General features: G+C 73.5%; 15 protein-coding genes. All 15 read right to left on the bottom strand.

All coding sequences use genetic code 11. The features are described 5' to 3' along the window. Positions 1-174 precede the first annotated feature (174 nt). The 15 genes from OHA81_RS33600 to OHA81_RS33530 all read right to left on the bottom strand — a co-directional run bounded on the left by OHA81_RS33600 (position 175) and on the right by OHA81_RS33530 (position 14016). Positions 175-393, bottom strand: a complete 219-nt coding sequence (locus OHA81_RS33600; protein WP_329203051.1) for a hypothetical protein — start codon at positions 391-393, stop codon at positions 175-177. Beyond that, positions 390-902, bottom strand: coding sequence for a nuclear transport factor 2 family protein (locus OHA81_RS33595; RefSeq protein ID WP_329203049.1), 513 nt, complete (start codon positions 900-902; stop codon positions 390-392). The genes OHA81_RS33600 and OHA81_RS33595 overlap by 4 nt, the downstream gene beginning before the upstream one ends. A 35-nt stretch (positions 903-937) precedes the next feature. Then, entirely contained in the window at positions 938-2242 is a 1305-nt protein-coding gene (rfbH, locus tag OHA81_RS33590) for a lipopolysaccharide biosynthesis protein RfbH (protein WP_329203047.1), read from the bottom strand. A 221-nt stretch (positions 2243-2463) separates the two neighbouring features. After that, the gene (locus tag OHA81_RS33585; protein ID WP_329203045.1) at positions 2464-2700 is read right to left on the bottom strand and encodes an acyl-CoA carboxylase epsilon subunit; all 237 of its coding nucleotides are present in this window, start codon (positions 2698-2700) and stop codon (positions 2464-2466) included. A 39-nt stretch (positions 2701-2739) separates the two neighbouring features. Further along, positions 2740-3693: an ACP S-malonyltransferase gene (locus tag OHA81_RS33580; RefSeq protein WP_329203043.1), complete on the bottom strand. Its 954-nt coding sequence runs from the start codon at positions 3691-3693 to the stop codon at positions 2740-2742. A gap of 23 nt (positions 3694-3716) precedes the next feature. Then, the gene (locus OHA81_RS33575) at positions 3717-4544 is read right to left on the bottom strand and encodes a 4'-phosphopantetheinyl transferase family protein (RefSeq protein WP_329203041.1); all 828 of its coding nucleotides are present in this window, start codon (positions 4542-4544) and stop codon (positions 3717-3719) included. Next, positions 4541-4918: an acyl carrier protein gene (locus OHA81_RS33570; protein ID WP_329203039.1), complete on the bottom strand. Its 378-nt coding sequence runs from the start codon at positions 4916-4918 to the stop codon at positions 4541-4543. Before OHA81_RS33570 ends, OHA81_RS33575 begins: the two co-directional genes overlap by 4 nt. Continuing rightward, positions 4915-6357, bottom strand: coding sequence for an MFS transporter (locus tag OHA81_RS33565; protein WP_329203037.1), 1443 nt, complete (start codon positions 6355-6357; stop codon positions 4915-4917). Before OHA81_RS33565 ends, OHA81_RS33570 begins: the two co-directional genes overlap by 4 nt. A 136-nt stretch (positions 6358-6493) precedes the next feature. Next, complete coding sequence (locus OHA81_RS33560) at positions 6494-8878, bottom strand: SDR family oxidoreductase (RefSeq protein ID WP_329203035.1); 2385 nt, start codon at positions 8876-8878, stop codon at positions 6494-6496. A 2-nt stretch (positions 8879-8880) separates the two neighbouring features. Continuing rightward, complete coding sequence (locus OHA81_RS33555; protein ID WP_329203033.1) at positions 8881-9828, bottom strand: aromatase/cyclase; 948 nt, start codon at positions 9826-9828, stop codon at positions 8881-8883. Between the two features lie 44 nt (positions 9829-9872). Further along, positions 9873-10661 carry a 3-oxoacyl-ACP reductase FabG gene (gene fabG, locus OHA81_RS33550; RefSeq protein ID WP_329203032.1) on the bottom strand — a complete coding sequence of 263 codons (789 nt, stop codon included), beginning with the start codon at positions 10659-10661 and terminating at the stop codon, positions 9873-9875. Between the two features lie 101 nt (positions 10662-10762). Next, the gene (locus OHA81_RS33545; protein ID WP_329203030.1) at positions 10763-11038 is read right to left on the bottom strand and encodes an acyl carrier protein; all 276 of its coding nucleotides are present in this window, start codon (positions 11036-11038) and stop codon (positions 10763-10765) included. A gap of 125 nt (positions 11039-11163) precedes the next feature. Beyond that, positions 11164-12381 (bottom strand): ketosynthase chain-length factor, encoded by a 1218-nt coding sequence (locus tag OHA81_RS33540; RefSeq protein WP_329203028.1) that lies wholly within the window; start codon positions 12379-12381, stop codon positions 11164-11166. Then, entirely contained in the window at positions 12378-13646 is a 1269-nt protein-coding gene (locus tag OHA81_RS33535) for a beta-ketoacyl-[acyl-carrier-protein] synthase family protein (protein ID WP_329203026.1), read from the bottom strand. Before OHA81_RS33535 ends, OHA81_RS33540 begins: the two co-directional genes overlap by 4 nt. Before the next feature lie 37 nt (positions 13647-13683). Next, positions 13684-14016, bottom strand: coding sequence for a TcmI family type II polyketide cyclase (locus OHA81_RS33530; RefSeq protein ID WP_190187511.1), 333 nt, complete (start codon positions 14014-14016; stop codon positions 13684-13686). Between the last annotated feature and the right edge of the window lie 13 nt (positions 14017-14029).

Raw genomic sequence — 14029 nt, 5'->3', positions numbered from 1 at the left:
TTCGGTACACGTCGCGGGATGCTCTCCAAAAGCCTCGTTGGTACCGATCCGTGGGTCAACGGGGTCTATGTCAGATCCGTGTCAACCTTCCTCACGTCCGTGTCAGAGACGGTCAGGGACCGGGTAACTCACCCCATCCGCAAGGGCGTTGGGGGAAGCTGGGCGCGAGAACGGTCAGCGGCCGCGGCGGGCGGCGCGCCCCCGGACGAGGGCGATCCCCCAGGCGGCCCGGCGGCGCAGCAGCGTGGACAGGGGCGGCCCGGGGTGGCACGGCGCGGGGTACACCAGCTCGGGGAACCAGAGCGCGGCGCGCTGGCGCGCGTGGTCGCGTACGGGTTCCCGTACCGGTTCACGGCGTGCGGGGACGAGGTAGCCGGTGATCCCGGTGCTCACCACTGCACCCCGGTCAGCTCGGGCAGGCGGTCCCCGGCGTCCCACACGACGTGGAAGGAGACGTGGCTCAGCCGCCAGCCGGCCGCCGTGCGCACGGCGCGGGCCCGGCAGTACCCGCCCACCTCGAAGGGTGCCGAGGGCTGCTCGCCGGGCCGCCCGTCGCCGGCTCCGTGGAGGTGCCGGGTGAGCTGCTGGACCCGCAGCGTGGCCCGGTCGCCGTCGAGGCGGATGTCGTGGTTGGCGCTGATGTGGTGGGTGCGCGACCAGCGCGCCCCCGCATCCCGGCGCAGCACGGCGAAGCCCTCGACGCCGGTGCACGTGCCGACGGGGAAGGCGAAGACGGCGTCCTCGGTGAAGAGCTCGTCGAACGCCACCGCCCCGGGGTCGGTGTGGTCCCCGGTGTCGAGGGCGCCGACGTAGCGGTCGAAGAGGTCCCGCAGCTCGGCTCGGTCGCGCAGGACCCGTACTTGCGCGGACAGATCCGCGATCTCGTCGTGGATCGATGGCATGGCCGCTCCTGTTCGGGAATCGTCGGTCGATTCGGTCATGTCCGGGACTGCACGAACTCCTTGACGGACGCGACGACGTAGTCGAGCATCTCGTCGGTCAGCGCCGGGTAGACCCCGACCCAGAAGGTCTGGTCGGTGACGATGTCGCTGTTCGTGAGGTCGCCGACCACGCGGTGCGGTTCGCCGATGTAGGCCGGGTGCCGGGTCAGGTTCCCGGCGAACAGGCGCCGCGTGCCGATCTTGCGGTCCTCCAGGAAGTCCACGAGGGCCGCCCGCGTGTAGGGCGCCGCGGGGTCCACGGTGAGGGCGAAGCCGAACCAGCTCGGGTCGCTGCGCGGGGTGGCCTCGGGCAGGATCAGGTGGGGCACGCCGTCGAGGCCCTCGCGCAGCCGGCGCCAGTTGCGGCGGCGGGCCTCGCAGAAGTCGTCCAGCTTGTCGAGCTGGGTGAGACCGAGTGCCGCCTGGATGTCGGTGGCCTTCAAGTTGTAGCCGACGTGCGAGAAGATGTACTTGTGGTCGTAGCCCTCGGGGAGGGTGCCCATCTGGTACTTGAAGCGCTTGAGGCACTTGTTGGTCTCGCCCGGCTCGCACCAGCAGTCCCGGCCCCAGTCGCGCAGCGATTCCACGATCCGCGCGAGCGCCAGGTTCGAGGTCAGCACGCAGCCGCCCTCGCCCATGGTCAGGTGGTGGGCCGGGTAGAAGCTGACCGTCGTCATGTCGCCGAACGTCCCGGTGAGCTGCCCGTCGTACGTGGAGCCCACCGCGTCGCAGTTGTCCTCGATGAGGAACAGGTCGTGGTCGGCGGCGAGCCGGGCGATCTCCGCGACCTCGAACGGGTTGCCCAGGGCGTGCGCGATCATGATGGCGCGGGTCTTGGGGCCGATCGCCTGCGCGACCCGGTCCGCCGTCGTGTTGTAGGTGCCCAGCTCGATGTCGACGAAGACCGGGACGAGTCCGTTCTGGATGATCGGGTTGACGGTGGTGGGGAAGCCCGCGGCGACGGTGATGACCTCGTCGCCCCGCCTCAGGCGCCGGTCCTCGAGCAGGTGCGAGGTGAAGGCCGTCATGGCCAGCAGGTTGGCGGAGGAACCGGAGTTGGTCAGGTGTGCCTTGCGGTGCCCCAGCTTGCGGGCGAAGCGCGACTCGAACCGGCGCGAGCTGGGTCCGGCGGCGATCCGCATCTCCAGGGCCGCCTCGACCAGCGCCGTGCGGTCGCGCTCGTCCAGTACCGCGCCGGCGGGCCAGATTTCGGTGGTGCCGGGGACGAAGGGCCGGTCGGCCTGGGTGTCCTGATGGAACTTCACGGTCTCGTCCAGTACGAGGCCCTTGTGGATGTTCATGACGTGATCCCTTCCCGGCGCTCACCTGTCGCCGGTCGTACGAAGCCTCGGTCGGTCTAGGCCGTCTCTTTCGGATCTTGCCGGTCAAGCCCGCGTCGTCCGGCGCCGTGCCTCGCAAGGCGGAGGGGCGCCGGTGTACTGGACGTACTCCGGCGCCCCGACAACGCGGCGAGGTGCGGTGCCGGGCGGCGCGGGTCAGGCAAGATCCGGAAGAGACGGCCCTAGGCCGGCCGCGGGGCGGCGGGGTCTTCCCGCCAGGTGTGGGCGCGGCCGGCGGTGCGGTCGCGCCGGAGCCGGTGCCGGTTCGCGGGGGCGGGCCCGGCGCCCGCCGTGCCGCCGTACTGGCCCTCGTGGGCCGCGGCCCGGGCGAGGACGACGGCGGTCAGGGCCGCGAGTTCGTCGGTGTCGGGCCGGCCCTCCACCTCGCGGACGAACCGGCCGGGATCGTGTCTTGTCACAGGGTGCTCCTCGTCTCGACGGCCCCGCGGGGCCGCTGGTCAGACCGCGGTGTCGCTCGGCGCGTCCGGCGCCGCGGCCACCGACGGGGCGGCGGTCCGCGTCGTGTGGACGCGGGCGTCCGGCAGGATGCGCCGGACCAGGCCGCCCAGCACCCGGCCCGGGCCCACCTCCACGAACCGGTCGGCGCCCGCGTCGGCGAGCGTCGCGACGGCTTCCGTCCACCGCACGGGCCGGGTCAGCTGGCCGCGCAGCGCGACGACGGCCTCGGCGGCGGTCTCGATGCGCCCCCCGGTGACGCTGGAGGCCAGCGGCAGCCGCGGGTCACGGAAGTCGGTGGCGATCAGGGTCTCGGTGAACTCCGCCTCCACCTCGCGCAACAGGCTGGAGTGGAAGGGGCCGCCGGTCCGCAGCGGCCGCACCCGTGCCCCGGCCGCGCGGGCGGCCTCGGTGAGGTGGGACACCGCCCCGGCCTCCCCGGACACCACCGTCTGGCGGGGTTCGTTGTCCCCGGCCACCTCGACGACCTGGTCCGTCGCCGCACGGGACTCGGCGCACAGCCTCACCAGGTCCCGGCGGCTGAGGCCGATGACGGCCGCGGTGGCGCTGCCGACCCGGTCGCCGACGGTGGCGACGAGTTCGCTGCGCAGCCGGACCAGCCACAGCGCGTCGGTCCACTCCAGGACCCCGGCGGCGACCAGCGCCATGTACTCGCCGAGGCTGTGCCCGGCTACCGCGTGCGGCTCCAGGCCTTCGCCGCGCAGCACCTCCAGGGCCGCCAGGCTCGTCAGGAACACGGCCGGCTGCGCGACGACCGGGTCCTCCAGGTCCCGGTCGGATCCGTCCCGGCAGATCCTGGCCAGCGGGATCCCGAGGAGGTCGTCGGCGGCGCGGAAGTAGGTGTCGGCGAGCTGCGGACGCCGGGCGAGCAGCTCCCTGCCCATGCCGGCGCATTCGGAGCCCTGCCCGGGAAATACGAAGGCGGTACGGGTCATCCGGTCACGTCCTTAATCTGCGGTCAACTGGCGAGTGCCGTGCGGTCCGGCCAGGGGGCGGACGCACCGCACACGGAACCTCCGGCGGCCAGCCAGCTGTCGGGGACCCAGCGGACGTCGACCACCGCGGGGGCGGTCCCGGCCACCGCCACGGCGGCGGCGTGGGAGGTGTCGGCGGGGATGCCGACCATGGTCCAGTCGTCCGGGTGCCGGTCGTGGTCGGTGCCGAGGTAGTCCTCGGCGGGTGAGCGGCTCAACCCTGTCCCGAGTCCCTTGAGAAACGCTTCTTTTCGAGTCCAGATCTGGCCGAAGAGCTGTCGTCGGGCCTCGCCGGCGGCGGCCCGGGCGATCTCCAGCTGCTCGTCCGGGTGCAGCGCCTTCGAGCAGATGTCGACGGTCTCCACTCCGGGCAGCTTCTCCACGTCGACGCCGAGCGGCACCGTGCCGACGCCGACCAGGGCCACTCCCCCGCTGTGCGAGAGGGAGTAGTGCAGCGGTGGCGGGGGCGGGGACAGCGCGGGGCGGCCGTGCGGTTCGCCGCACCCCGGGCAGGGCTCGCGCATGAAGCGCACGTCCTGCGGCAGCGTCGCCGTGTAGCGGCCGAGCAGCCGGCGCACCGCGACGTGGGCGGCCGCGTAGAGCATTCCGTCGGAGCGCCTGATGAAGGCGTCCGTGCGCTTGCGCTCCTGCGCGTCCAGTTCCGCGACGGCCAGCGCTTCGGCGTCGGCCCCGGTGGGGCGGCGCACCAGCCACAGGTCGACCCGGTCCGGGGAGAGGGTGAAGTCGGCGTCGGGCAGGTCGAGGTGGTTGACGGTCGGGCGGGTGGCCGGCCGCAGGGTGGTCGTCGTCATGCCGGCACCGCTGCCCCGTGCAGGTGCGACTCCGGGCCGAACTGGCCGACGAGGCATTCGATGAGCTCCTGCGCGCTGTTCGCCGTCAGCAGCCGCTGGAGGTTGAGGTCGACGCCCAGCACCGCCTCCATCCGGTACTGCAGTTCGATTCCGGAGATCGAGCCGATGCCCAGGCAGCCCATCGGGCGGCCCGTGGTGTCGACGCGGTGCGGCTCGATGCCGAGGATGCGGCCGAGCTCCTCGCGTACGTACTGCTCCAGCATCCGGGTGCGCTCGTGCCTGCCGACGGTGTGCAGCAGGGTGACGTCGGGCGGGCTGATGTGGACCGGCCCGCTGTCCGTTTCATAGGTGTGCGACATGTGAAGTGTGGTCATGATGCTTTCCGTTCAGGGCGTACGGGTGTCCCCGTACGCCCGGGGGCGGGGAGGTGGGGAAGTCGGTTGCGGCCGGCCAGGGCGCTGAGTGCGACGCCCGCGCCGGTCAGGCCGACGGCCGTGACCAGGGCGAGCGCCGCGCCCCGGTCCGCCGGGTACAGCGCGGCCACGGGGACGGCCGTCAGGGCGGCGCCCAGCTGGACGCAGGTCTGGTAGAGCGCGCCGGCCGGCTGCCGGTGCCCGGGCGGGAGCCCGCCGGTCGCCTGGAGGTGCAGCGCGGTGAAGGCGAGGACGAAGGCGGCGCCGACGCAGCCCGTCGCGGGCAGCAGGTCGGCGAAGCCCGGGCCGACGGGGCCGGCCCGCGGGTAGAGCGCGTAGCCGAGCGGCGCCGCGACGGCGCCCGCCGCGACCGCCCGGGCGGGTCCGAGCCACAGCGCGATCCGGGCCGAGTACAGGGCGCTCACCGCGAGCGGGGCGCCGGCCGGCAGGAAGGCGAGCGCGGTCTGCCAGGGGGTCGCGCCGACCCGGTGCAGGTCCAGCGCGGCCACCAGCAGGAAGGCCACGTAGGAGCCGTTGAGGGTGGCCGCCCCGATCGCGGAACGCACCAGCGGTGCGTGCCGCAGCAGCCCGGCGGCGACCAGTGGGCGCGGGGAGGCCCGTTCGGCCGCTACGAAAACGGTCCCGGCCAGCAGCGCCCCGGCGAAGGCGGCGCCCGCGCGGGCGGGTTCGCGCCCGGCGCCCACGGCGCAGGAGAGCCCGTACAGCAGCAGCGTCACCGCGGCGCCGAGGGCGAGGCCCGCCACCAGCGCGCGGCGGGTGGCGCCCGCCGCGGGCCGCGGGGCGGGTCCGTCGCGTGGGACGAGCCGCAGGCCCGCGGCGAGCAGCAGCAGTGCGACGGGGGCCGGGAAGGCCAGGGTCCAGCGCCAGCCGACGCCGGTGAGCAGGCCCGACAGCAGCAGGCCCGCGCAGAACCCGGCGGCGCCGAAGAAGGAGTAGAGGGAGACCGCCCGGCGGCGGGCGGGGCCCTCGGGGACGGCGGAGACGAGGATGGCGAGTCCGGTGGGAGCGGTGAGCGCGACGCAGCCGCCTTTGACGGCCCGGGTGGCGATGAGCACCGCCGCGCTGTCGGTGAGTGCGCCGGCCAGCGAGACCGCCGCGAAGAGGAGGAGGGCGGCGAGGTAGACCCGGCGCCGGCCCAGGCGTTCGACGAGCCGGTCGCCGAGGAGCACCAGCGCGCCGAACCCGGCGGCGAAGGCGCTGACGATCCACTGGAGCCCGGGCACCGCCAGCCCGAGGCCGTCGCCGATCCGCGGCAGCGCCACGACGGTCGCGGACACCTCCAGGGCGTCGATCAGCATGTTCGCGGAGAGTACGGAGACCAGGGCCCAGCGGGTCCCGCTCCGCCCGGCCCCGGCCGGGGAGGTGGTCGAGGAGTGCATGCTCCCGCTTCGACGTGGGGTGTGGGGAACGTGAAGGGCGGCCCGGCCGGGGAGGGTTCCCCGGCCGGGCCGCCCGTCGCCGGCGTGGCGTGGGTGTTTCACGCCGGCGGCCTCGGGGGGCGGTACGCGGCGGCGGTCAGCCGAGCAGCGTGCCGCCGGTGGCGTCGACGAACGAGCCGGTGATCCAGCGGGCTTCGTCGGTCGCGAGGAAAGCCACCACATCGGCGATGTCCTCCGGTTCTCCGACCCGGTTGAAGGCGGACAGCGCCGCCATCTGTTCGACGGCCTCGGGGATGTCGAAGACCGGGTTCCCGTTGCGGGTGATGCCGGGGGCCACGGAGTTGATGGTGATGTTCCGCGGGCCCAGGGACTTCGCGAAGTGCAGGGCGAGCTGTTCGAGTGCGCCCTTGCTCATCGCGTACGCGATCTCGTCCGGGTTCGCGAAGCGGGTGAGGCCGGAGGAGATGTTGATGATCCGTCCCCCGTCGGGCATGTTCCGCAGTGCCCGCCGGATCAGGAAGAACGGGGCCTTGGCGTTGACCGCGAAGATCCGGTCGAAGTGCTCGGGGGTGATCTCGGCGGCGCTGGTGCCGCCCATCACCCCCGCGTTGTTGACCAGGATGTGCAGGTCGGTGCTGCCCGTCCGGTCCAGCAGCCCCTCCTCCAGGTCGGCGAAGAGGCCCTCGACGTCGCCGTCGACGCCCAGTTCGGCGCGGATGGCGAAGGCCCGGCCGCCGTCCCGCTCGACGCAGGCGACGACCTCGTGGGCGGCGGCCTCGTCGGTGGCGTAGTGGACGGCGACGAGCGCGCCCTCCTCCGCGAGCCGCCCCGCCACGGCGCGGCCCATGCCCCGGCTGGATCCGGTGACCAGCGCGGTACGGCCGCTGAGCCGTTCCGTGCCGTTCCTCCTCTTGCCCGCCGTCGAGGTCGCGGCCGTCGTCGAGGTCGCGGCCTTCGTCCGCCGCTCCTGCGGCCGGTGCGCCGGAGCCGACGAGGGCTCGGGCAGGGCGGCCGGGCGTGTGGTACGGGGTGACGCGGGCCCGAACCACCGTTCCAGGGCGGCCGTGAGTCCCGCCTCCCCGGGGCCGTCGGACCAGACGACGTGGCCGTCCGGCCGGATCAGCAGGGTGCCGGCGGTGGCGTCCGCGCCGGCCGCGCCGGCCGGTCCTTCGGCGGGCAGCGCCGTCGCCAGGCGCACCCGGTCCGTCCAGGGCTTCGCCAGGGCGCGCAGTTCCTCCCGTCGGGCCTCGTCGCCCGCCGGGAGGAGCAGCAGCCCCTGCCCCGAGCGCAGCAGCGCGAAGGTGGTGGTCGTGCCGTCGCCGGTGACCGCTGCGCACCGGGGGGCGCGCAGGCCCAGCACCGGGCCGTCGCCGGGGCCCGCTTCGTAGCGCACGTCGAGGCCCGAGACGGCCGCGGCGAGGTGGGTGCGTACGTCCTCGTGCCCGGTGAGTTCCGCGAAGACCTCCCGGACGGCGTCGACCTCGGGGCCGCCGAGCAGCAGCAGCGCCTGGGTCCGGACGTTGCTCTGGACCGCCTGTCCGACGGCGTGCCGCTCCTCGTGGTAGCTGTCGAGCAGCTCCTCGCCGCCGTGTCCGTCCAGCAGCGCGGCCAGCTTCCAGCCCAGGTTGAAGGCGTCCTGGAGGCCGAGGTTGAGGGCCTGGCCGCCGATGGGCATCTGCTGGTGCGCGGCGTCCCCGGCGAGCAGGAGCCGGCCGCGGCGGTAGTGCGCGGCCTGGCGGGAGGCGTCGCCGAAGGAGTTGACCCACAGCGGGGTGCCGGAGCCGATGTCCTCGCCGGTGATGCGCTTCCAGGTGTCGGCGACGTCCTGGAAGGAGGGCGCTCCGGCGCGGGGTGCGCTCCCGAATTCGTGGACCATGACGCGGGTGACCCCGTCGGGGCGCCGGGCGGCGATGACCAGGCCCTGCTCCAGGCGTTCGAAGCGGCGGGCCGGTATGTCGATGCCCTCGACGTCGGCGCGCAGCAGTTCCCGGCCGGCGTCGGTGCCGGGGAACTCGAAGCCGCCGAGGCGCCGTACGGCGCTGTTCTCGCCGTCGCAGCCGACGGCGTACGCGCCCCGTACGGTCAGCCGGGTGCCGTCGTCGGTGCGGACGTCGGCGACGACCCCGTCCGCGGTGGCGGTCAGCCCGGTCAGTTCGTGGCCGCGCCAGATGTCGGCGCCGAGGTCGGCGGCCCACTGCCCGAGCACTTCTTCCAGGCGGGTCTGCGGGACCTTCCACTGGCCCGGGTAGGGCGTGGGGAGGCTGAGGTCGAGGGGGATCCCGCCGAAGTGGCCGACGGGGTCGTGCGGGACGTCGTCCAGCCGTTCCAGCAGGCCGCGGGTGTCGAGGATCTCCATGGTGCGGGCGTGCAGGGTGGAGGCCCGTGATGCGGTGGTCGGCGCGGTGAGCTTTTCGAGGACCACCACGTCCGCGCCCGCCAGCCGCAGTTCCCCGGCGAGCAGCAGCCCCACCGGTCCTGCGCCCACCACGATCACCTGGGTGTCGGTGTAGTCCCCAGCCATGATCAGTCCCTGTTCTTCTCGGCGTACGCCTTGGCGTGTCCCAGCGTGGCCAGGCTGTTGGTGCTCAGCGCGGTGCGCACGTACTGCCGGGCGTCTTCGACCGTCGCCCCCTCGCCGAGCACCGCGGCGATGTTCGCGGTGTTCAGGGTCACGGTGTGCTGCGAGGACGCGGCCACGCCCCCGTCGTTCTCGGCGAAGGTCCAGTACCCGGTGTGCAGGGTCATCAGCGCCGGGAGGGTGGTCTGCTTGTAGGCGATCCGGGTGTGCGGGAAGGTGACCCGGTAGGACTTGGTGGTGTGCAGCGACCCGTCCTTCGCCCGGGTGTCCATCTCCAGTTCCTGCAGTCCGGGGGTGTCCTCGGTCAGCCGTACGCTCGCCACGTGCGGCAGCCGCTCGGGCCACAGGGCGGCCTCGTTGACGAAGTCGTAGACGTCCTTGGCGGAGCCGGCGACCTGGACCGTGTCCTCGAAGGAGAACGTCAGGTCCTCGGTGGCGTGGGCCAGCTCCAGGTTGGTCTTGAGCGCGGCGAGTTCGGAGCGGGAGTTGCGGTCGACGGCCTCGTCGATCCAGGCGAGGTGCGCGGGGTCGTCGTCGACGGCCCGGTAGTCGTGCAGCAGCCTGACCCGCGACTCGCCGGCGGAGAGCTCCTCGATGACCCAGGCGCCGCCCATCGCGGCGACCGGCGGGGCCGGCAGTTCCTGGCGGAAGGTGATGCGCAGGGCCGCCGGGTCCAGGGTGCGGCGGGAGGTCCAGTTCTTGGCCTCGCCGTTGGCGGTGGCCCAGATGCGGATGTGCTCCTCGCCGGCGCCTTCGGCGATGTGGTCGACGTAGAGGGTCGGAGGGAAGATCCGGGGCCAGTTCCGGACCTCGGCGATCAACCGGTAGACGGCGGTGGCCGGGGCCGAGACCGTGATCTCGTGCTCGACTTCGCGCAGGCCGGGCTGCGACATGTTGACGGCTCCTTGAGGCTCGGGACGGTTGGGGCGGTTCGGGATCAGAAGTTGCCGAGGCCGCCGCAGACGTTGAGGGCCTGCGAGGTGATGGAGGCGGCGTTGTCGGAGGCCAGGTAGCCGACGAGGCCGGCCACCTCCTCGGGGGTGGAGTACCGGCCCAGGGGGATCTTGGCCTGGAACTTTTCGAGGATGGCGTCCTCGGTGGAGCCGTAGGCGGCGGCGTACCCCTGCCGCACCCGCTGTGCCATCGGCGTCTCCACGTACCCCGGGCAGACGGCGTTGACCGTGATGCCGGTGGGGGCGAGCTCGTTGCCGAGCGCCTTGGTGAAGCCGACCACGCCGTGCTTGGAGGCGGAGTAGGGGGCGCCGAGCACGACGCCCTGCTTGCCGGCGGTGGAGGCGATGTTGATGATGCGGCCGCGGTTCTTCTCGCGCAGGCCGCCGGTGGTCAGCGCCTCGCGGGTGACGCGGAAGACGCTGTTGAGGTTGGTGTCGATGACGTCGTGCCACAGTTCGTCGTCGATGTCGGCGGTGACTCCGCCGCCGGAGCGGCCCGCGTTGTTGACGACGACGTCGATGGGTCCGAAGCGGTCGACGGCGGCGCGGATCCAGGCGCGGACCTCGTCGGTGGAGCGGACGTCGACCACGGCCCCGCAGACGTCGAGGCCCTCGTCCTGGAGCAGCTTGACGGTCGCGGCGACGTTGTCGGCGCTGCGGGCACCGATGAACACCTGGTGGTCCTGGGTGGCCAGCAGCCGTGCGACGGCCAGGCCTATCCCGCTGGTGGCACCGGTGACGACGGCGACCTTCTTGCGGTCCTGATCCGACATGTGTCTGTTCTCCAAAATGAGCTGGGTGGATCGGGGTGGGGGCGGCGGCCGCCGCGGGACGGATGCGGTCGGCCGCCGTGCCTGCACTGGCCCTGCGCTTCCTACGCGTCCACGAGGGCGGCGGCCCGCAGGGTCTCGTTGACGGCCGCGATCAGCGCGCGGGGCGTGCTGTTGTCGCTGAAGACGTCGTCGTCCAGGGTGATCGCGAACTCGCGCTCGATCCGGCCGCCGGTCTCCAGCAGCGCCAGCGACTCGTAGCCCAGGGATTCGAAGTCGGTGTCGAGGATGTCGCCGTCGAGGTCGATCTCCTCGTCGGCGCCGGCGCCGTCCAGGAGGATGCGCTTGAGGTCGTCGAAGGTGAATTCGGTCTTGGACAAGGTGGGTCCCTTCGTGGGTGGACGGCGGTATCCGACGGATCCGCCGGGGTGGCCGGGTGGTGGCGTGGGGGAGCGGCCGCCGCCGTCGGGGGCGGTGACGGGGGCGGCCGCCGGCTCGGGGGCCGTCAGTCGACGGCGCGGACGATGACCGCGGAGTTGAAGCCGCCGCGGCCGCGGGCGAGGACCACGGCGGTGCGCACCGAGGCGGTCCTCGGGCGTACGGCGACCAGGTCGAGGTCGTAGGCGGGCGACAGCTCCACGTTGGTGGTGGGCGGGATCAGGCCCTCCCGCATGGAGAGCACCGCCGAGACGACGTCCACGGGCGCCGCGCCCGCGCCCAGCCGTCCGGTCGTCGTCTTGGGCGCGGTGACCGGCACGCCGCGCGGGCCGAACACACGGGTGATGGCCTCGGCTTCCTCGCGGTCGAGCCGCTTGGTGCCCGCGGCGTCGGCGAAGACCACGTCGACCTCGGCGGGGTGGCAGCCGGCGTCGCTGAGCGCGGTGTCGATGGCCCGGCGCAGGCCCGGCTCGCGTCCGCTGCCGGGCCGGGGGTCGAAGGTCGCCCCGTATCCGGCGAGTTCGCCGTAGACGGTGCGGGCGCCGCGGGCGCGGGCGCTGTCCTCGTCCTCCAGGACGAGCAGGGCGCCGCCCTCCCCCGGTACGTAGCCGGCCGCGTCCTCGTCGAAGGGCAGGTAGGCGCGCTCGGGTTCGGCGCCGGTCGACATCAGGCCGCCGGCGAGCTGGGCCGCCCAGCCCCAGGGGCAGACGGGGGCGTCGAAGCCGCCGGTGGCGGTCAGCCTGCCGCCGGCGCGGATCTGGCGCCGGGCGTGCGCGAGGGCGTCGAGGCCGCCGGCGTGGTCGCTGACGACCACTCCCGAGGGCCCGGACAGGCCGTGGCGGATGGAGATCTGCCCGCTGTTGGCGGCGTGGAACCAGGCGAAGGACTGGTAGGCGCTGACGTGCTTCGCGCCCTGGCCCCACAGCTTGCGCAGCTCGTTGCCGCCGAACTCGACGCCGCCGGACCCGGCCGCGGTGACCACGCCCATGCCGTACGGGTCGATGCCCCCCGGCGCCACTCCCGCGTCCGCGAAGGCGTGGTCGGCGGCGGCCAGGGCCAGCTGGGTGACCCGGTCGGTCTGCGGTACGAGCCGCCCGGGCAGGTGCTCCTTGGCGTCGAAGCCGTGGATCTCACCCGCCAGGCGGGAGGGGTAGGAGGAGGCGTCGAAGCGGGTGACGGGGCCGATCGCGTTCTTCCCGACCCGGGTCGCCGCCCAGAAGTCCTCCACGCCGAGTCCGCTCGGGGCGGCCACCCCGATGCCGGTGACCAGGGTCCTGGCACTCATGCGGTCCTCCTGTCGGGGCGGGTCAGCACCATCGCGCTGTGGAACCCGCCGAATCCGCTGCCCACGGTGAGGACGGCGTCGGTGCGGTGCTCCCGCGCGTGGAGCGGGACGTAGTCGAGGTCGCACTCGGGGTCGGGAGTGCGCAGGTTGGCGGTGGGCGGCACCACGTGGTGCCTCATCGCGAGGACGGAGGCGGCGATCTCCATCGATCCGACCGACCCGAGCGAGTGCCCGATCATCGACTTGATGGAGCTCATCGGGATCCGGCGGGCGTGCTCGCCGAGCGCCAGCTTGTACGCGGCCGTCTCGTGGAGGTCGTTCTGCCGGGTGCCCGAGCCGTGCGCGCTGACGTAGTCGATCTCGGCGGGGTGCAGGCGCGCGGCGTCCAGGGCGACCGTGACGGCCTCGGCCAGCTCGCGCCCGTCGGGGCGCAGCCCGGTCATGTGGAAGGCGCTGGAGCGGGCGGCGTGTCCGGCGATCTCCGCGTACACGTGCGCGCCGCGCCGGCGTGCGGCCGTCAGCTCCTCCAGGACGAACACGGCGGCGCCCTCGCCCAGTACGAAGCCCTTGCGGGAGACGTCGAAGGGGCGGGAGGCGGTGCCCGGCTGGTCGTTGTACGGGGTCGTCGCCTTGATGGCGTCGAAGCAGGCCAGGGTGATCGGGGTGATCGGCGCGTCCGTGGCGCCGGTGACCATCACGTCGGCGCTGCCGTCGCGGATCAGGTCCGCGGCGTACGCCACCGAGTCGATCCCCGAGGTGCAGCCGGTGGAGACGGTGGTGACGGGGCCCTCGGCGCCGACGGCCCAGGCCACCTCGGCGGCGAAGGAACTCGGCACGAAGTGGTCGTAGAGGTCGGGCGAGGCGTAGGTGTGGTCGACCGCCTCGAGCCGGCCGTCGTGGCTGACGGCGCGGTACTCGCGGTCGAGCGCGCCGGGGGCGCCGACGCCGGTGCCCAGGGCGACACCGGTGCGGTGGGGGTCGAGCCCGGTGAGGGCCAGCCCGCTGTCGGCGAACGCCTCGCGCGCCGCCACCACGGCGAACTGTGCGGCGCGGTCCATGCGGCAGATCTCCCGCGGGGTCAGCCCGTGCGCCCGCGGGTCGAAGTCGGCCTCGGCCGCCACCCGGGAGCGGAACGGCGAGGCGTCGAAGAGGGTGATCTCCCGCGTCGCGGTGCGCCCTTCGCTCAGCAGGCGCCAGAAGGCCCCGGTGCCCGTGCCTCCCGGCGCCAGCACTCCGACCCCCGTGATCACTACCCGGCGAGCCACCGGTACGGCCCTCCCCTCGTGTCGGTGTGGCGGCCGCTCACTCGGACGCCGTCCAGTCGTAGAAGCGCGTGGCCATGGCGTCGGCGGGGGTGCGCCAGGTCGCCGGGTCGTACGGCTGGATGAACGGCAGCAGGTCGTGGCTGATCTTCATGAAGCGGGGGTCGTTGCGGGACTCCTGGATGCGCCGGCCGCCGTCGTCCTCCGCGAAGTCCTGGAGGTGGAAGTAGAGGCCCTTGTACATGAACAGCCGGCGGCGCAGGGTGCCCATCCGCTGGGGCATGTCGGTCTGGTCGAACTCGGTGAAGAGACGGGCCACTTGCTCGCTGGACATGCTGTCCATCCGGGCCACGATCAGGTTGCTGTGCGTCATCTGGTCTCTCTCT

This window comes from Streptomyces sp. NBC_00667 (assembly GCF_036226825.1).
In the GTDB taxonomy this organism is placed as follows: Bacteria; Actinomycetota; Actinomycetes; order Streptomycetales; family Streptomycetaceae; genus Streptomyces.
The sequence above is the reverse complement of the archived record's forward strand: the minus strand, read 5'-3'. Positions and strand labels throughout refer to the sequence as shown.

Excerpts from the sequence above, each read along its gene's own strand:
- OHA81_RS33540 (WP_329203028.1), bottom strand. The coding sequence starts at position 12,381 with ATGAGTGCCAGGACCCTGGTCACCGGCATCGGGGTGGCCGCCCCGAGC.
- rfbH (WP_329203047.1), bottom strand. The coding sequence starts at position 2,242 with ATGAACATCCACAAGGGCCTCGTACTGGACGAGACCGTGAAGTTCCAT.
- OHA81_RS33530 (WP_190187511.1), bottom strand. The coding sequence starts at position 14,016 with ATGACGCACAGCAACCTGATCGTGGCCCGGATGGACAGCATGTCCAGC.
- OHA81_RS33570 (WP_329203039.1), bottom strand. The coding sequence starts at position 4,918 with ATGACCACACTTCACATGTCGCACACCTATGAAACGGACAGCGGGCCG.
- OHA81_RS33565 (WP_329203037.1), bottom strand. The coding sequence starts at position 6,357 with ATGCACTCCTCGACCACCTCCCCGGCCGGGGCCGGGCGGAGCGGGACC.
- OHA81_RS33595 (WP_329203049.1), bottom strand. The coding sequence starts at position 902 with ATGCCATCGATCCACGACGAGATCGCGGATCTGTCCGCGCAAGTACGG.
- OHA81_RS33575 (WP_329203041.1), bottom strand. The coding sequence starts at position 4,544 with ATGACGACGACCACCCTGCGGCCGGCCACCCGCCCGACCGTCAACCAC.
- OHA81_RS33580 (WP_329203043.1), bottom strand. The coding sequence starts at position 3,693 with ATGACCCGTACCGCCTTCGTATTTCCCGGGCAGGGCTCCGAATGCGCC.
- fabG (WP_329203032.1), bottom strand. The coding sequence starts at position 10,661 with ATGTCGGATCAGGACCGCAAGAAGGTCGCCGTCGTCACCGGTGCCACC.
- OHA81_RS33560 (WP_329203035.1), bottom strand. The coding sequence starts at position 8,878 with ATGGCTGGGGACTACACCGACACCCAGGTGATCGTGGTGGGCGCAGGA.
- OHA81_RS33555 (WP_329203033.1), bottom strand. The coding sequence starts at position 9,828 with ATGTCGCAGCCCGGCCTGCGCGAAGTCGAGCACGAGATCACGGTCTCG.